An 18,180-nucleotide genomic window follows, 5' to 3' on the forward strand; every position below is an offset into this window, starting at 1 on the left:
ATGCTATCTAAAACAGATTGTGAAGAGATTGCCAAGAAAATTTGAGAATTAATTTTGCCTCTGTACAAGGATATAGGTAATAGGAGGAATGTCTAGCCCCTTGACAATTTTTATTGAGGTTTAATGCACGGTCTATAGATAGAACGTCTGAAAAATTTTCTTGACTAGAATGGACGCCAACCCAAATCGTAGCCAACGGAACGGAACACAAACTTAGGCAAGGCTAACATGCGCCGCCAACGCCAGGGTTCTTGATAGAGCCGGTAGAGCCATTCCAAGTTGTTGTTACACATCCAGGCAGGAGCACGCTGCTTTTTTCCTGCCCAGATGTCAAAACTACCGCCTACACCAATCCAGATCGATTGAGGGCAAAGGGAGCGATTGGCTGCAATCCATAATTCTTGCCGGGGTACCCCAAGACCGACAAAAATTATGCTGGGCTGCAGCGCTTGCAATTGTTTGTGGAAGTTTACTTGTTCTGTGTCAGATAGGTATCCATGCTGTGCGATCGCAACTTGCAAACCTGGAAACTGCTGCTGACAGGTCTGAGCCGCTTCAGCAGCCATGCCCGGAGCCCCACCATAAAATACAACAGATTCTGTGGGCTGGAGCTGCTGTAAGACATCTGCTGCAAATTCAATGCCAGGGTAGCGTTTGACTTTTCGTCGCTGGACCCACTGAAAATAAAGCTCTATGCCAGCTCCATCGGGCAGAACCAAAGTTGCATTTTGAATAATCCTCCGCAGCTCAGCATTCGTTTCAGCCTGGACACACATCTCAGCATTCAGGGTGACGATATGACCACTGTGACCTGAGCGCATAGTTTCTAAAAGCCAGCCCACGTAGTCGGCACTCTGATGTACCGGTAAGCCCATAACATGCAACTGATTGAGGGAAGCTGGAAGAACAAGCACAGATTATAGTAACCGTATGAATGAAAATAACTGGGTAATATCGAGAACGATATCGCGCATACCGTAGATCGATTTATCCCCAAATGGCAATATCCATCCTGCCATAACCTTAGAAATCTTCTTCTTCGTATTCAATAACTTTTTTCTTTTGCGGAATATTTAATGGCTGAGCTTGGTACGGCTCTTCTTCAGGTCTAGCCTGTTCCACTGGCGGACGGACTGGTTGCTCCAGTTCAAGGCGTTGAGGTGGGGCCGCTTCACGACGTGCTTCAGGCGCTGCCTGCTTGATACCTGAGGGTAGTTGGTTACTGGCAGAAGTCGGCATAATGTAGCCGTCATCTTCACGCTCCCAGGGGGCTGAGCCCAAACCAAGGCGTTCAAGTAAACCGACACTTATCTGCTTTAACTTTTCTTCCGAGCCTTCAAAAACGATAATCCGGTCTGGTCCTGTGCTGACAATCTCTTCAACCGGTAGCTCGTAGGAGCTAATCACCTGGTCTGGAATCTGAGGCAACCCCATGGAGGCAATCACAATCGACTCCAATTTGCCGCTGACCACATCAAACTTAAATCCACGAACACGCCCCAGCCCTTCCCCTGACTCGGTGATCACTTCACTCTTGATCAAGGTGGTGTAGTTAGCAACGCTAATGTCATCCTCAATGACCGAATCGTCATCCACCAAAATAACGTCACCGATCTGACGAATACTACTGAGCAGCATAATTTGCTCAGGCCCCGAGACCACTTTAGACAGAATATTATCCCTAAGACCCATGGCGACTACTTCGCCACCTTCACCACGACCGCGATCTATATCGACCCACAGCTGACTTACCACCCCTAAACGACGGCCTGTAGAACGGGTAATTACTTGGGTGCCAATCATGTCGGAACGTAGCCGACTTTGTTCAAAACTCATTGCTGGGGGTCTACTGTGTGGTGTCTAAGGGATTTGCTTAACCAGAATGCACGTTTCTTAATTTCAAGAAACGTGCCTCCTCACATTACACCCTATACTTCGTTTTTTTGACAGTGTGTGAAACCGAAACCGGATTGGGGAGGAAACTCAAACTGCAAACCTGGCTTTAGCCTCCAGCGGAGGCTCTCTGCAGATTAATACCGAGCACCTGAGTGTAGGCTCCGCGAGCTTGAGTTACACCGATCGTGCGTTCAGCAGACTCAATCATGGGGCGGCGCAGACTGACGACGATGAATTGGGCCTGCTGGGCCTGGTGACGAATCATTTTTGAAAGACGTTCAACGTTAGCACCGTCTAAGAACATGTCTACTTCGTCAAAGGCATAGAAAGGTGAGGGCCGGTAGCGTTGCAGAGCAAAGATAAAACTTAGGGCGGTGAGGGATTTTTCGCCCCCAGACATTGAGGCCAGCCGACGCACCGGCTTGCCCTTGGGGTGGGCGACCAGGTTTAAACCGCCATTAAAGGGATCTTGCGGATCATCGAGCTGTAAATAGCCGTCGCCATCGGACAGTTCGGCAAAAATCGCCTGGAAGTTTTTGTTAACGGCCTCAAAGGCTTCTTGGAAGGCGCGGCGGCGTAGGGTAGTAAAGTTTTCAATCCGCAGTAACAGCTCTGTTCGTTCTTCCTCTAGGGTGGTGAGCTTATGGGTGAGTTCTTCTAAGCGCTCCTGAGTGCGTTCATATTCCTCAAGAGCCAACATATTGACAGGCTCCATCGCCTCCAGGCGACGCTGCAGCGACTTAAGCTGTTTTTGCAAAGCTTCTAAGGTCAGGTCTTCAGGTAGTTCTGGCAATGGTTCAGGCAGTTCAGCCTGTTTGGTGGCGATGACGGTTTGTAACTCATTGAGCTGCTGCTGTCGCTCTTGCTGGGTTTCACTGAGTTTTTGCTGCTGCCACTCTAGCTGCTGGAGCTGATTTCGCTGCTCACGGAGCTGATATTCTTTGCGATCGCGCTCTGCTTTCTCACCAGCCAGGGTCTTGTCAAGTTCAGCCAGAGCCGCCTGGGTAGCAATAATTTCTTGCTTTAGAGCGACCTGCTGCTTATTAGTTTCTGTTTGTTGATTAATTTGAGTTTGCTGCTGTTGACGCCCCTGATCGAGGCTTTGCTGATGGGTTTGGATTTTTTCCTGGAGCCGCTGATACTGGGCTGCCAATTCATTCTGGCGCTGCTGGGCAGCTTGCAGGCTTTGCTGTCTTTGTGTAAGTTCAGTTTCCAGAGCTCGGACTTGCTCCTGGGCCTGCTGCCATTCGCTATGACGCTGGGATGCTTCCAGGGCCGTCAGTTCTTGCCGCTTTTGCTGCATTAGGGCTTCCTGGGCAGGCAACGCTGTTTCTAATTCCTGTAACCGTTGCTGCGCCGCTCTGTACTCAGACTGATACTGCTGTTGTTGCTGTTGAGCATTGGTTAATCGTTGCTGCAGCTGCAGCTGCTGTTGCTGAACCTGGGTGTTTCGTAACTGCTGTTCTCGGTAGCTTTGACGAGCTTCGATCAGCGCTTTAGATTGGGCTTTGACAGTAGTATCGGCTTGGGTCAGCACGCGATCGCAGCTACTCAAAATTTGCTCAATTTCCTGCAGACGTTTACGTAGGGCTTGGGCTTCCGCCGATTCTCCCGCCTCGACTGTGCCAAAATGTAACCGCCCCTGACGGCGTAAACTACCGCCAGTCATGGCACCACTGCTTTCTAGCACCTCACCCTCCAGGGTAACCATGCGAAACTTACCCAAGTGACAGCGCGCATCGTCAAGTCGTTCAAAGACGGCTGTGTTACCAAACACAAAGGCGAACACGTCGCGATAAATGTCGTCACACTCAATCAGGTCAACCGCATAGTCTATAAACCCATCGGGACGTTCCCAGCGACCTAACTTCTGATGACGCGGTGCGCGAATTGCATTTAGGGGTAAAAATGTCGCTCGCCCAGCCCGCTTACGTTTCAGAATATCAATGCCCCTGGCGGCAACACCATCATTGTCAACCACCAAATAGCCAAGTCTAGCCCCAGCGGCAATTTCTAAAGCGGTTTGATATTTGGGGTCCACTCGCCCCAGCTGCGCCACCAAACCGCAGATCCCGGTTAAGCCACTTTGAATCAATACTTCCGTGGCCTGGGTGCCACGGGTTTCCTGTAGTGCTTGCTCTTGAGCCTCTAATTTATCTAGCTCGCGTTGCTTCTCTCGCTGTTCGCGCAGCAACCGGTCACGGGTTTCTCGCTGAGTCTTCAGGTCCTGCTCAGCCGCTGAAATGGCCTGGGCTAGGGTTTGGATGTTGGCTTCCATAGCAGACAGCTCAGTACCTGCTGTTTGAGGTGAGCCCGCCAGTTCAGTCTCCAGGGTTTGAATCGCACTGGTTTGAGCCGTAATTTGGATCTGGAGCTGATTCAGACGCTCTTGCAATCGGACTTGTTCAGCCCGCTGGGGTTCAAGTTCGTTGAGCAGGGATTCAACTTCGCGCCTCAGGTTGGTTTGGGTTTCGACCCAGGCTTGGGAGGCGGTTGCGATCGCACTTGTCGCCTCTCGACTGGCCTCCACTGCCTGGGCAGCGCGATCGTGCTCTGTCTGAAGCTGGGCGATCTCATTGCTGCTCAATACCTTTAGCTGCTGATCTAGAGACACTAGTTCCTGGTTACGTTGCTGTAACTCAACCTGAGTCGCCTGCAGGTTGGTGGCCAAGTCTCGTATCGATTGTTTGAGTGCTTGTTCCTGTCGTTCCAGCTGCCGCAGTTCGGCCTCCTGAGTGGCTAGCTTTGACTGCAAAGCTAGATATTCATCTTCACCCAGGGCCTTGACCTTTGTGTTCAATCCATCCAGTTCGGCAGTCGTAGTTTCAATCAGCTTAACTAGAGCTGCTCGCTGCTGAGCTAGCTGCACAGCCTGCTCCTTGCCCTGGCTCAGCTGATTCCCTAGCTTCTGAGCTTGCTGTTGGTGCTGTCGCCATTCCAGCACCGCTTGCCACTGGGTCTTTTCCTGAAGTGTAGCCTTGAGTTGCTTATATTTCTCTGCTTTTTTGCGATCCTGATCGAGCCGTTCTAGCTGATCAATTAACTCACGCTCCACAATGCGAAAGCGTTCTTCTCGCTCCCGCACCATATCTAGCTTAAGCTTAGCTTGGTCAATCTTGCGGTCAAATGAGGCCACTCCGGCTAGCTCATCAATAATTTCCCGACGCTCCCGTCCTTTCATCGAGATGATGCTGGTGACGTCCCCCTGCAGCACTACGTTATAGCCTTCTGGATAAATGCGAAATCGCTGTAGCTGCTCATGCAGTTCAGTTAAGGTACAAGGCTGGCCATCAATAAAATAATTGGAGGTATAGGTGCCTTGAGCCGTAACTCGCAGACGACGAGTCACATTCCACTCTCGCGGCAGAGGAACCACATTGTCGGGGGTGGGAGGGACCGAGGTATCAGCATTAGCCGTATCGGTCTCTACTGCTGCTGTTTGTGTGGATAATGCTGTGGTGGACGCTGCTTCGTCTGTGGGAGAAGAATCTGTTGCGATCGCTTCTGTCTCATCTGCAAGCAAACGCTGGGCGGAGGGGTCGTCATTACTGTCATCCCTGAGCAGTTCTGACGGCACATCACTAATGTCAAAAGTGACGGTAACGCTGGCTTCTGCCGTGGAACGTCGACTGACATGATTTTGATTAACCAAATCTGGCAAGCGCTCTGCCCGCATGCCCTTAGAACTGGCTAGCCCTAAACAAAATAGCAGTGCGTCTAGGATGTTCGACTTTCCCGAACCATTGGGACCAGAAATCACCGTAAACCCTGGTAGCAGAGGAACCTGTGTCGTGCCTCCAAAAGATTTAAAGTGGGAAAGTTCAACTCGCTTTACGTACACAAAGCAAACGCACTCGCATTAGTGCGTACAAGTGTACTTAAACCATAGCATTTGCGTTCCATGTAGAGCCAGTGCAATGGTGATCAACAGCTACTGAAACAACTGCACTCCAAACGGCAAGACTTGGTGGGTTAAATCAAAAAGATCGAACAATCCAACTGGTCATCGGAGGCGAATCAGTCATCTCGCCAGACTACAGTCTGCCAGATTTTGTTGCAATAGCCAGCGAACCTTATTGAATTTCCAGAATTGATGTGTTTGCTGCAGGCTACCTGTGGATAGCCTTAAGATGGTTATAAGGAAGACAAAGGCCCTTTTTGTCTAGGCTATATTCCAGTTGAGCGCTGACGGTGATCTGTTCAAAATGCAGCTCTGGGTATAAGCCCTTTGAATTCCAGTTTGTTCATAGTGCCTTTTTCCTAACCTTGTGACCTCCACTGTTTTTTCTAAGCTGTCGCAACCCGTCATATTGGGGTTTGACCCTGGCCGCTATAAGTGTGGCTTAGCGATTGTGGGTTTAGATCGCTCACTGTGTTACCACGAAGTGGTCTCAGCAGATGATGTGATCGAACAAATTAAATCATTACGTCAGACCTACCCGATTTCATTAATTGTGATGGGTGATCAGACTGGAGCAAAAATTTGGAAACAGGCACTCTTGGAACAGCTGAAAGAGGGACCTAATATTATTTTGGTAGATGAACGCTACAGCAGTTTAGAGGCTCGCGATCGCTACTGGGAAATGTTTCCGCCAAAAGGCCTCAACCGCATTCTGCCCCAGAGTATGCGCAGCATTCCACGACCGATTGATGACATCGTGGCAATTTTGCTAATCGAACGCTATCTCAACAAGCTGACTGAAGTGGAAATATAGCCAACCAAGGCTGTTCCTGGCGTCAAGAGTGTTTTAGGTGCTCAAATCATGCTGCAGCATTCAAAATCGAACTTTGAAAGGCTTTGGTGCATAAATAAATCCATTTGTATCAAGGGTTTCAGCGATCAAAATCTAGTAAAATGTTCCATTTCCAACCTTCCCAATACCTAAGACCCTTGTAAGTTAAGGGTTGAATTATGCACCAAAGCCACTTTGAAACATCAGCCACGATAGAAAAAAGTTACTGATAAAGATGGCTAGTAAGGCAGTTACTACTGCCGTGGTAGTTGACTGCCCTACACCTTTAGCTCCCCCAGTTGTGGTCAACCCCCAACTAGAACCAATGATTGCGATCAAACTGCCAAATACTAAGGACTTGATCATGGCTGTTACCAAGTCCCGCACTTCTAAAAACAAACGGGCTGAATCCAGAAAAACGGTTTGAGAAATATCAAACATCGTGCTTGAAATCAGTAGACCACCCGTCATTCCCGTAACAAATGACAAGAGGGTCAGCAGCGGCAGCATCAGCGCACAAGCAACAACCCGAGGCAGCACCAAATAATCTACTGGATCGGTTTTGAGTAGCTGCAACGCATCAATTTGCTCAGTTACCTGCATAGTGCCAATTTCAGCAGCAAAGGCAGACCCAACCCGACCCGCAATAATCACAGCAGTTAATACAGGGGCTAACTCCCTGGCCAGGGTTAACGCTAGGACCCCACCCACAGCTGTACTGGCTCCAAAGTTAATAAATTCGCGAGTAACTTGAATGGTAAACACCATGCCAACAAAGCTGGCTGTTACCAAAGTAATCAATAAGGACTCTGGACCAACAGCAGCCATTTGCTCAATAGTGTTACGCCGATGTAACGGTCGAGTGACTAAATGCACAATAACTTGACCACCGAGTAGAATGGCAGCCATCAAACGCTGGCCCCATTTAATTAGGCTCGATGTAGGAAAGGCAGCGGACACAGAGAATAGCTCCTAGAGGCGGGGCGGCAATGGCTACTTATTTTAATGGGTGGAGTTGCTGATCCTCGGCATAGTTTCCCTTCAAGAGTAGGATGTCACTGCATCACATTTCTAACCGATTAGCTCCTCCTCATAAACCAGCAACGGCTAATGGATTAAGGCAAGACTACAAATGCTCTGTAATTTTATGAAAATTTAAGATTCCTCAAGCTAACCGTTATTTTGGTAGACAGCTGATTATCTTTGGGGTGGTTTCTTACGCCCATTCAGGCGCATGACAGCGGGAGGTAGAGATGGGCTTGCATTTGTTGAGTTCTTTAGTTCTGACATTAATTATCTGCTTTGCACTACCTGCTATCGGACTAGGCATGGCATGGGGAGCATTGACCCTAGGAACTTGGTCGCCACTGGCTACGATCAGTGATGTTGGCAAAGATCATCTGATAGATTTTTTAATCACGTTCGGTGCTGGTGATGTAGTGGCCGGATTTGTGATCATTTGCCTAACCATGAGTATGGTAGGCGGATTATTTGAGATGTTTACTTTCTACAAGTATCTCTACTTGAAATAGCGCATAAGTACGTCTGCACTAGGTTCATGCATTATTCACCCATTAGGTATTTACTCTCGCGACATCAGGGCAAATATCAGCGATTCTGCGGACTATCAACTATCTTGTTGTCACAATATAAAGAAAAGTATCTATGCTGGTAACGGTATTTTGCGCTGAGGTGCTATGGGCGTCACTCCGTTAGCTAGGCAAAAAGTAGTATTGCTATGGGCCGCTGTCCTGACAATTTCTATGTGGTTAGTGTGGGTTGACCCCGCCTGGGCTGAAGTTTCTGAGCCTGTAACTGCTCAAGAGCAGCTGGCTGTTGATACAGGTCCAGCCAACTCGATTCAGCCCTACATTGATCGAGTGGCTAATGATGTTAGTGAGTTCACCCTCGACAATGGCATGAAGTTCATCGTGCTGGAACGTCATCAGGCTCCGGTCGTGTCGATGATGTTGTATGCCAATGTAGGAGCAGTGAATGAGGCCGATGGTCATACTGGTGTTGCTCACTATCTAGAGCATCTGGCATTTAAAGGGACGACCAAAATTGGCACCAAAGACTATGTAGCAGAAGCACCTCTGCTACAAGAAATGGACGTGGTGTTTGACCAGCTGATGGCGGCTGAGAAAACAGGGAATGAAGAACAGGTGACGGCGTTGCGATCGCAGTTCGATACTTTGCAAGCACAAGCTGCAGAGTTCGTCGAACAAAACAAGTTTGGTCAAATTATTGAGCAGTCTGGCGGTCGTGGTCTTAATGCCACCACCTCTGCCGACGCCACCCGCTACTTCTACAGCTTACCCTCCAATAAGTTTGAACTCTGGATGTCTCTGGAGTCTGAACGCTTTATCGATCCAGTATTCCGCGAATTCTATAAAGAAAAAGAAGTCATCCTTGAAGAACGCCGCATGCGGGTAGACAACTCCCCCATTGGCCAAATCGTCGAAAAATTCTTAGAGGTTGCCTTTGACAAGCATCCCTACCGTCGACCAGTCATTGGCTACCAGGAAGATCTACGCCTGGCCACCCGCGAAGATATTACCGAATTTTTTGATGCTTACTATGGACCGAGCAATTTGATTGCCGCCGTAGTGGGGGATGTTGATCCTGATAATGTCAAAGCATTAGCCACTGCCTATTTTGGCCGCATCCAGTCCCGTAGCTTGCCGCCAGAAGTTACCATCAAAGAACCCCAGCAGACAGCTCCTAAATCCTTTGAAATCAGACTACCCAGTCAGCCCTGGTATCTAGAAGGCTTCCATCGGCCCGGTATCAATCATCCCGACCATGTGGTCTACTCCATGATTGAAAGCATCTTAGTGGGGGGGCGTACATCCCGTATGTACCAAGATATGGTGGAGCAATCCCAGGTTGCCCTCAACATTGGCAGTGCCAATGGTTTCCCAGGAGACCGCTACGACAATATTCTGTTGCTCTACGGACTGACCGCACCTGATCACACGGTTGATGAGATGGCTGAGCGCATGGATGTCTTGCTGACCCAGCTCAAGCAAGAACCCGTGACACCTGAGGAATTAGAGCGAGTCAAAACCCAAGCCAGAGCCTCAATGCTGCGTAGCCTGGATTCCAACTCAGGAATAGCCAGTTTGCTCACGGAATACGAAGCCAAAACAAACAACTGGCGCAACGTATTTGAAGAACTCAAAGCCATTGAAGCAGTAAGTGCCGAAGACGTTCAGCGTGTAGCTCAAGCAACCTTCGTACCCAGCAACCGCACCGTTGGTAGACTGCTCTCGGCTGAGTCATAGCCCTAATCCATTGGTAGACCATAACGCGCATTGTTCCATAGGTCTTGCCCACTCTTCTCATTTCCTATTTCCCTTAACCCCTATGTTCTGGTTTTCCAAACGTCGTCTGACCAAAAGTATCATTCTGGCCATGGCTGCTCTGGGCTTGGTGCTGACCTTGGGTTGGAGTAAACCTGCCAATGCTGTGACAGCACGTCACTACACTGACTTAGAATTTGGCCCCCTCAGCGAGATTCAAATTCCTGACTTTGAGCGCTATGAGTTGCCCAATGGCATGGTGGTATATCTCATGGAAAACCACGATTTGCCTCTGGTGGGCGGTTCTGCAACATTTAAGACTGGGGAATTTATGGAGCCCGACGATAAAGCCGGTTTAGCCGGCATCATGGGGCAAGCGATGCGGGTTGGAGGTACTGCAAACTATAGCCCCGATCAGCTCAATCAGTTTTTAGAGCAGCGGGCCGCATCAGTTGAAACGAGTCTTGGTGCCACCAGCGGCAGTGCAAGCTTTAATGCCCTGAGCGAAGACTTAGCTGACGTATTTTCGATTTTTGCGGAGGTGATTCAGCAGCCAGCCTTTGCACCAGAAAAAGTTGAGCTGATTAAAACCCAGTATCGTGGCAGCATTGCCCGTCGCAACGATGATCCTGATGATGTCACCACCCGCGAGTTTCGCAAACTGATTTACGGAGATGAGAGCCCGTTTGCTCGCATGGTGGAGTACAGCGATATCGATAACATTTCACGCGACGACATCGTTGACTTTTACCAAACAGCGATTCAACCCAGAGGCACAATTTTAGGCATTAGCGGCGATTTTGATGCCGTCCAAATGAAAGCACTGATTGAAGAATTTTTTGCTGACTGGTCACCTTCGGTGAGAGCAAAAGCCAACGTAGAGTTACCCAAGGTAGCACAGCAAAATAATGGCCTATATGTTGTCGATCAACCCCAGCTAACCCAGAGCTATATTCATATCGGGCATTTAGGCGGTCGTTTGGATAATCCTGACCATGCCCCCATGGTGATTCTCAACGAAGTCCTCAATGGCTTTGGCGGTCGGTTATTTAACGATATTCGTTCCCGCCAGGGATTAGCCTATGTGGTCTATGCGTTCTGGAGTCCTCGCTATGACCATCCTGGATTGTTTATTGGCGGTGGTCAAACGCGGTCTGAGGCAACCGTGCCGTTTATTCAAACCATGTACAAAGAAATCCAGCGGGTGCGCGAGGAGCCCATCTCGGCGAAGGAGCTTCAATTTGCTAAAGATGCTGTGCTTAACAGCTTTGTGTTTAACTTTGCCACACCAGAGCAAACGCTTTCCCGCCTGATTCGCTATGAGTACCATGGCTACCCATCAGATTTTGTCTTCCAGTTTCAGCAGGCAGTTGAGTCTGCCACTGTAGAGCAAGTGCTAGAAGCAGCTCAGCGTAACTTGAAGCCCAGCGATTTAGTCACCATTGTGGTTGGCAATATCAATGCAATTAATCCATCACTTGGGACCTTAGCCGAAGAAGTTAAAATTACCCCGATAGACATCACCATTCCAGAACAATCAGTTTAAAGAGACGGAAATGGCCTGTAGCGATTTCATTAAATTAGCTACTAAGGCCTAAGCCGTAAGATTGAGTTTGTTGCTGGTAACGGAGAATAATTGTTCTATAGAGGTACTGTGGGACAGGATAATCTGGCAAAGACAGCTAACTAAAAACCTCTTGAGCGGGCAGTCTTAACTCAAGACCTGGCAATGTCGGTAAGGCTTTCTGGTCTCGATATAGCTAGATGCGTGACTCTGACGAGGTTGCTAGCCAACCAACAAATCTTCTTCGGGATAGTGAATAGTGCTGGGTCTTGGGTCACCGAGGAGGGCGGACATCAGTAGTAAGATGCCGACTCGGCCAATATACATGGTGCCAATAATGACTAGCTGACCCAGGGTGGATAGCTCTGAGGTGATACCTGTAGATAGTCCCACTGTGGCAAAGGCAGAAACGGTTTCAAACAGCAGGTCAATAAATTCAATGCCTGGGTCTGTGAGCGAAAGCAAAATGGTGACCATGACGACAGTCATACCCGAGGCAACCACCACCCCAACGGCTTTAAGTACTCGCTTGTCTGGGATTTCTCTTTGATAGGCCAGCACCTCATCTTCGCCTTTGAGAACGGTGCGGGTGCAGTTGAGCAAAATTCTGACTGTCGTGGTTTTGATACCACCACCAGTACTGCCGGGGCTAGCACCGATAAACATCAGCGCGATCGCAATAAATAACGAACTAGTCTCCATTGCCCCAATATCAATGGAGTTAAACCCAGCGGTGCGCATAATCACCGATTGAAACCCGGCCTCGATCAGTTTCACATTTACAGGTTCAGGGCCTAAGGTTGCGGGGTTAAAGAACTCTACAGCAAAAAAGGCCAGCGTTCCCAACACCAGCAGAACAAAGGAAGTGCTAGTCACCACCTTGAAGTGAAGAGAAAAAACCTGACACTGACGTTTGCGACGGATGCGATCGCGAGCCCAGATAAAAATTTCCATAATCACCTGGTAGCCAATACCACCCAGAATTACCAGAGCAGCAATCACCCCATTAATCCAGGGAGACCGCGCATACTGCACTAAACTATCGGCAAATAGACTAAAGCCCGCATTATTAAACGCACTAATGCTATGAAAAACTGACAGCCAGAGACTACGCCCCGCACCATAGTCACTGGTAAAACGCAGCATTAGCAAAAACACCCCACTCAGCTCAAAAATCATTGTCATGGCAATGATGGATTTAATCAGGGATGCCGCAGATGACAGTTCAGTTGTATCTAATGACTGCTGAATGGCTAGCCGATCTTTTAACCCCAATCGTTTGCCTAAAAGCAGCAGGAGTACTGTAGTCGCGGTCATATAGCCCAAACCGCCCAGCTGTATAAGTAGCAAAATAATCCCCTGACCCAGGGGCGAAAAATACGACCCCGTATCGACGACAATTAAGCCAGTTACACACACTGCTGAAGTGGCGGTAAATAACGCCACAATCAGGTTATTCCAGGCACCGGATGCCGTGGAGATGGGCAGCATCAACAGTATTGTGCCAACAGTAATGACCGTTAAAAAGCCAATGCATACAGTCCTTGAAACGGTCATTGATAATTTTCTCGCAGAGTCGTCATACGGGAGAGCTACAGCAATAGACACGCTGTCTCCCTATCTTAAGATGTGCGGCCGTCCCCGATGACTCCGCCCATAGGCTGAATAAAAGCATTCAGCTGTACTCAACACAAAGCCCAGGTAGACGCGATCCTACCCAGGCTATGCGAGATGGAGTTGTACTAAATGCTATCTAGTCAGCCCCCTTTGATTGTTCTACAAGTTAATTAGAGCAATCGACCAAGCGCACAACAGCCGTGGCCGCATAGTTACGGAGAGCATCGGTGTTAGGAGCAAACGCTGTACCACTCTCATTTACAGGACTGGCGATACCACAGTAGGCTGAGAGACTAGAAATTACATCACCTGCCCAATGACCTTGCGTATCTGAGAAATTAAAGACGGCTTGAGTCGGTGTTAAAGCAGTCCCTTCGCCAAGGACGCGCTTACGATATTCAGCAGCCCGACGTAATACAGCCATCATCTCAGCACGGGTCACTTCCTGGGCTGGGCGGAAATCGCCTTCAGGATAACCACTGACAATACCGCTCTGGCTAGCAAACTGAATCTTCGCGGCACTCCAGCGATCTCTAGCGACATCAGTAAAAGGTGAGCTGGTAACCTGGCTGGGCAGCGCGATCGAAATATTATCCTGAGCATCGAGCGCTTCAATCACCATTGACACCAGCTGCTCACGGGTCACGGCTGTCCGAGGACGGAACGTTCCATCCTGAAAGCCAGCAATAAAACCAATTTCGACAGCACGACCAATTTCGGTTGCATAAACATCATTGGTCACATCGCGGAAGGTGACAGGGGTGGGCTCATCGGGTGTGGTAGGGGGCTCGGTTACAACAGGTTCACCACCTTCCACCAGGGTGGCCAGGGGAGCATCGTTCGTTAAATAGAGATGACCGAGGACTCGCCCATCTAATGAGCGACGCGTTAAACGCCAGCCGGGATTTAAAAAGACTTTGGTAAACCCGTTACTGGCCTGACCAAACGTACGACCGAGATTTATTGGCGAAGAGTTGCGATAGGGGTTGGTCGGGAAGCTACTGGGGCGACCAATGAGAGTAAATTCACCATTTTCCTCTCTAATTTCAAGGTTGAATCTGCTACCCACATCGCCGTCACCAGCGCGAATTGAGTAACCGTTGCTATCAGTGCTACGTCCGCAGATACCGCTAAAGTCGAAGTTCAGCAATAGCGGATCAATTTCGGTTGGCTGTGAGCCTGACTCACTCCAGCATAGACGCTCATCAGTTCGTTGTTCGATGATCATCAATTGAGGTCGACCAAGCAGACCACCGCCCGGAGCGGCCACAAGCACAAAGTCTTCCTGATCAACTTCAATACTGTCGAAGGATTGGGCATCTACGCGGGTAGTCGCTCCAAAAATTGTCAGGGTGGCTACAGTCGCGGCAGCGATAGCTAAGCGTAGTGATTTCATGGTGTTGTTCGTTTATTGGAACTATGAAGCAGGGCCTGATTTGTCATATTGCCCGATGGGCATAGGGATTGTGACGTTACAGTAATTTTTCTTGATGGAAGCGTTAGCTTGAAAACAATAGGTATTAGCCTATTGTTTCTACCCTACGGACTAACGTTCAACCCAAAGCCTTTATTTTGACTTTTTTAGGGTTATTTATGGCATTAAAGGAGGCAACACAAATTTATGCCTGGGCTCCTATGGCCGCTTTTATGCTTCTTATCGATCAGGTACCATTACGGAAACTAGACCATATAGACTTGCCGGGGTCATCGTGGATTTGACACGATAGACATGTTGTGAAGAAGCTCCTAGAGGATAGAACCCATGGTTCAAGGAATAACCCAGCGACTATGGCATTGCGATCGCAATCCGGTCGCTTTGGCGGGCGTCACACTATTGGCTCTGGTGTTAGCCCACAGCCCAGCAGCTCAAGCATTAGATGATGGTGATCTAAAACGCTTGATTGAAACAGGGGAATGTTCAGGTTGTGACTTAGAGGGAGCCGATTTACGTCGTTTGGACCTCTCTGGTGCCAACCTCTCTGGTGCCAACCTCTCTGGTGCCAATTTTTTCTATGCGATTTTGGATGGGGCGAATTTTTCGGGCGCGGATCTCACTTCGGCCAATTTATCCTATGTGAGAGCGCTGACATTGATCAGTGATAGCACCGGAGAAATTATTGAATTTCCAGCCCAATTTGTGGGGGCGAACTTAGAAGGTGCATTACTGAACTATGCGAATTTCTCCGGCGCAGAGATGATGGAGGCTAATTTCTATGAAGCCTATATTCATAAGACTCAATTTGTCGGCTCCCAACTCCAGGATTCCAATTTCGATTTGACCTTTGTACACGATATTGAGTTAACAGGGGCCAACCTCTGCGGTTCAACCTATTGGGGCGGCAATGATTATAGAAGGGCCTGTAATACTCCGGTCACTGACTTAGAAGAGTAGGAAAAATTGTGAGTTTTGAGTGTTTAATTTTGAGTGAAGAGGACTCTGTCGAGTTCTCTTTGATGTAGAACTCAAAATTTAGACATTCAAAACTCAAACTTGGTTGACCTCACTAAGCCTTTTTCACTTGCTTCAGCATTTCAACTAGTACATGGTGAGCGTCTTTGGCATCGGCTAAGGGCCGTTCAAAACTGACACGAACGGCGGTATTTTGACCGTCTACTGTCGCATCTAAGTCCATGCCAGTAGTGTCAATGGCTTTCATCGTGGCCGCTGTAGCGTTGATAGCGTTGCCAAACGCTTGGGCATAAAGCAGGACAGCATCAGCATGATCGTCATTCATGTGTTTGCAGATGCGATCGCTAACGGTTGGAGTGATTGCCTCGGCCATAGAATTTTCCTACAAAATTTCGTACACTACTGTTCTAAATCATAGGCTGGTCTTTGACATGATTGTGCCAATACATCATCATCTATGCCGAGTTCTGCAGCCGTAATTTCTTCTTGCCTAGGCAGTTGATACTATCCTCTAATCCTCCAACTGGTGAGCACCCCTGGCCAACAGGGCATATCTTTCAAAGCCCCGGTGCCCACTTGACCTATCGTGTTATTGGTCCCTGTTGCAGACTTTTTGATCGAGAGCAATTACCCTGGCCCTGCTGCCGTCTGCAGTGGCGAGGAAAAGAACCCAGTTGGCGACGCATTGGCCGACGCTTTATCGTTGATTTGTCCACCAGACGTCACCCCTCCTACTGTGTTGAAATCATTGGGCAAGGGTATCGCGCTCAGCCGATTGTCGTGACGCTTTACATGATTACTTTTTCCAGTGACATGCAAAATTGGTGGCACACGAAACGTCGCCATCTAGAGCAAACTGCTGCGATTAAGGAATCTGTGCTTGAGCCTGACTGACTGGAGAGAGCCGCTTCAGAAATCTTGCGATAGGATTATTAATGTCTCTTAGCAATTCATATTCGCGAATATTTATGAGTGTTGAGGTTCGTTTTCTACCTGATAACGTCACTGTTTCAGCAACTCCAGGAGAACCAATCTTGCAAGTTGCCGAACGTGCCGGAGTGAGCATTCCCACTGGATGCTTGATGGGGTCATGCCATGCCTGTGAAGTTGATATTGAAGACCAAGATGAGCCTATCTGTGCTTGTATTTCGGCTGTTCCAGCAACCCAGTCCCCCTATGTGATCAATCTCTACGTTGATCCAACCTGGTAAGGGAAATCCATGGCTCACAGTCTGCAGCCTAGACAAACCTAGAAAGCTGTCGATCGGAGGTTAGCTCTCTAGCGTGGCAAACGAGCCTGCCGATTACTCAACGGAAACTGATTCCAAAATAGTCGCCTCATAGGGAATCACCCCGGCTGTTTCACTGCCCAGACATTGAGCCGCTGCTTTAGATAAATCTAAAGAGCGTTTACCAATGTAGGGACCTCGATCATTAATACGAACAACCACTGTCCGATTATTTTTTAAATTACGTACCTGGAGAATTGTGCCGAACGGCAGGGTCTTATGAGCTGCGGTCAGAGTGTTTTGGTCAAATGTTTCTCCATTAGCCGTCAGCCGACCGTGGAAATAGGGACCGTACCAGGATGCAGTGCCGTTGAGCTGTTGGCCTGCAGGCTGTAATTCTTTGAGCATTACTTGAATATTGCCAGGATCCAGCGGTGTTGCCCCTAGTTTTTGCCGTAACTGGTCACTCCAAACGATGGCTGCCCATTGTTTACTCAAGCTAGAGGTATCTACTGCCGTACGTGGGAGTTCATCAGTAGCTGCTTGAGACAAAACTTGGAGGGTAATATCGTTACCCAAATCAATAGCAGGCTGCTCCGTACCTAAGACTGGCGCGATCGCATCGGGGTTAAAGGACTCATCTACCAAGATTTCTTTTAGAGAACGCACCACATCATCAACGTTCTCCACACTACGGATATCACCTCTGTAAGTGCCTCTGCTCCACACTTGCAAGGTAGTAGTAGGAATGCTTTGGGGAGCAACGGCCTCGTAGGAGACGTCAATACACTGATGTAAGGCGTCACTAGAAATCAACCCTGACGTTAGTTGAGCTAAGTCAATACCGTCTGCATGGGGCTGAGGTACAGATGATTGCAGACCGACATCTGGTGCAAGAGAATCTGGGGACGCCAGAGCTGCCGTCCGAGTTTCAGAAGCAGAGAGTGGGGATGCTGCCGTAGCCTGAGTTGGCAAATTGCCCAGTGAGTAGGCAAAAACCTTTTCTAGGGCATCGGTCGCAGCTGCCAAATTCAGGGGCTCTAGCCGTTGAAATGAGCCATTGGGAAGCAGCGTCTGAACATCGCCTTCTTGGGCTTCAACTACTAGTTGTGGCGATGTCTGTGTCTGATTGGATTTCTGATTGGATTGAGTTAATACGGGCAGCGCATTGAGTAACGCGGAAGCAACTTGAGGTGTGCGTAGAGGTGTTTGAGTAGTTTGCCCGATGCCGTCAATAAATGCAGGTACTGAAGATACGGTTACTTCAGGAACCGGTACATCAAACATAAAAGAGCTTACAGATGAACACTTTTTAAAGAAACAGCACTAACCCTCAAACAGAAACCGTAGTTTCAACATTTATTGGGTGGTAGCTGTCGCCAGCAAAGTAGGAAATAACGTCAGCCGCTGGCCGGGCATTGTATCT

At 48.8% G+C, this 18,180-nt stretch carries 15 protein-coding genes; 7 read left to right on the forward strand and 8 right to left on the reverse strand.

Translation table 11 applies throughout. The features are described from left to right. Positions 1-164: 164 nt before the first annotated feature. From N836_RS65525 to smc, 3 genes are all read right to left on the reverse strand, one after another. Positions 165-875, reverse strand: coding sequence for a WecB/TagA/CpsF family glycosyltransferase (locus tag N836_RS65525; RefSeq protein WP_023075651.1), 711 nt, complete (start codon positions 873-875; stop codon positions 165-167). A 148-nt stretch (positions 876-1,023) separates the two neighbouring features. Next, on the reverse strand, positions 1,024-1,836 hold the full coding sequence (locus N836_RS65530) for a PRC-barrel domain-containing protein (protein ID WP_023075652.1): 813 nt from the start codon (positions 1,834-1,836) through the stop codon (positions 1,024-1,026). Positions 1,837-2,002: 166 nt separating this feature from the next. Then, complete coding sequence (smc, locus tag N836_RS65535) at positions 2,003-5,737, reverse strand: chromosome segregation protein SMC (RefSeq protein WP_023075653.1); 3,735 nt, start codon at positions 5,735-5,737, stop codon at positions 2,003-2,005. Between the two features lie 427 nt (positions 5,738-6,164). On the opposite strand from smc, the gene N836_RS65540 reads away from it, so the two are divergent. Next, positions 6,165-6,611, forward strand: coding sequence for a pre-16S rRNA-processing nuclease YqgF (locus N836_RS65540; protein ID WP_023075654.1), 447 nt, complete (start codon positions 6,165-6,167; stop codon positions 6,609-6,611). 195 nt (positions 6,612-6,806) lie between these two features. Here the strand turns inward: N836_RS65540 and N836_RS65545 are convergent, their stop codons facing one another. After that, a complete protein-coding gene (locus N836_RS65545; RefSeq protein ID WP_023075655.1) occupies positions 6,807-7,589 on the reverse strand; it encodes an MlaE family lipid ABC transporter permease subunit in 783 nt (260 codons plus the stop codon). Positions 7,590-7,882: 293 nt separating this feature from the next. Here N836_RS65545 and N836_RS65550 point away from each other — a divergent pair, with 293 nt between their 5' ends. The 3 genes from N836_RS65550 (at position 7,883) to N836_RS65560 (ending at position 11,480) form a co-directional block, all read left to right on the forward strand. Further along, a complete protein-coding gene (locus N836_RS65550; protein WP_023075656.1) occupies positions 7,883-8,161 on the forward strand; it encodes a hypothetical protein in 279 nt (92 codons plus the stop codon). A 165-nt stretch (positions 8,162-8,326) separates the two neighbouring features. Beyond that, complete coding sequence (locus N836_RS65555) at positions 8,327-9,916, forward strand: M16 family metallopeptidase (protein ID WP_023075657.1); 1,590 nt, start codon at positions 8,327-8,329, stop codon at positions 9,914-9,916. An 82-nt stretch (positions 9,917-9,998) separates the two neighbouring features. Continuing rightward, a complete protein-coding gene (locus tag N836_RS65560) occupies positions 9,999-11,480 on the forward strand; it encodes a M16 family metallopeptidase (RefSeq protein ID WP_023075658.1) in 1,482 nt (493 codons plus the stop codon). A gap of 240 nt (positions 11,481-11,720) precedes the next feature. Here the strand turns inward: N836_RS65560 and N836_RS65565 are convergent, their stop codons facing one another. Both N836_RS65565 and N836_RS65570 read right to left on the reverse strand, forming a co-directional pair. After that, positions 11,721-13,055, reverse strand: a complete 1,335-nt coding sequence (locus N836_RS65565; protein ID WP_023075659.1) for a TrkH family potassium uptake protein — start codon at positions 13,053-13,055, stop codon at positions 11,721-11,723. Between the two features lie 226 nt (positions 13,056-13,281). Further along, complete coding sequence (locus N836_RS65570) at positions 13,282-14,511, reverse strand: DUF3747 domain-containing protein (RefSeq protein ID WP_023075660.1); 1,230 nt, start codon at positions 14,509-14,511, stop codon at positions 13,282-13,284. Between the two features lie 366 nt (positions 14,512-14,877). Between N836_RS65570 and N836_RS76755 the strand changes: the two genes are divergently transcribed. After that, the gene (locus N836_RS76755) at positions 14,878-15,507 is read left to right on the forward strand and encodes a pentapeptide repeat-containing protein (protein ID WP_023075661.1); all 630 of its coding nucleotides are present in this window, start codon (positions 14,878-14,880) and stop codon (positions 15,505-15,507) included. A 112-nt stretch (positions 15,508-15,619) separates the two neighbouring features. On the opposite strand, the gene N836_RS65575 is transcribed toward N836_RS76755, so the two are convergent. Continuing rightward, the gene (locus N836_RS65575; protein WP_023075662.1) at positions 15,620-15,898 is read right to left on the reverse strand and encodes a DUF2470 domain-containing protein; all 279 of its coding nucleotides are present in this window, start codon (positions 15,896-15,898) and stop codon (positions 15,620-15,622) included. A 125-nt stretch (positions 15,899-16,023) separates the two neighbouring features. Between N836_RS65575 and N836_RS65580 the strand changes: the two genes are divergently transcribed. Together N836_RS65580 and N836_RS65585 are read left to right on the forward strand one after the other, a co-directional pair. Beyond that, positions 16,024-16,419 carry a hypothetical protein gene (locus tag N836_RS65580; RefSeq protein WP_023075663.1) on the forward strand — a complete coding sequence of 132 codons (396 nt, stop codon included), beginning with the start codon at positions 16,024-16,026 and terminating at the stop codon, positions 16,417-16,419. Positions 16,420-16,493: 74 nt separating this feature from the next. Next, the gene (locus N836_RS65585; protein ID WP_023075664.1) at positions 16,494-16,736 is read left to right on the forward strand and encodes a 2Fe-2S iron-sulfur cluster-binding protein; all 243 of its coding nucleotides are present in this window, start codon (positions 16,494-16,496) and stop codon (positions 16,734-16,736) included. 93 nt (positions 16,737-16,829) lie between these two features. On the opposite strand, the gene N836_RS77725 is transcribed toward N836_RS65585, so the two are convergent. Beyond that, positions 16,830-18,041: a septal ring lytic transglycosylase RlpA family protein gene (locus N836_RS77725; protein ID WP_023075665.1), complete on the reverse strand. Its 1,212-nt coding sequence runs from the start codon at positions 18,039-18,041 to the stop codon at positions 16,830-16,832. Between the last annotated feature and the right edge of the window lie 139 nt (positions 18,042-18,180).

The organism is Leptolyngbya sp. Heron Island J (assembly GCF_000482245.1).
Classification (GTDB): Bacteria; Cyanobacteriota; Cyanobacteriia; order Phormidesmidales; family Phormidesmidaceae; genus Leptothoe.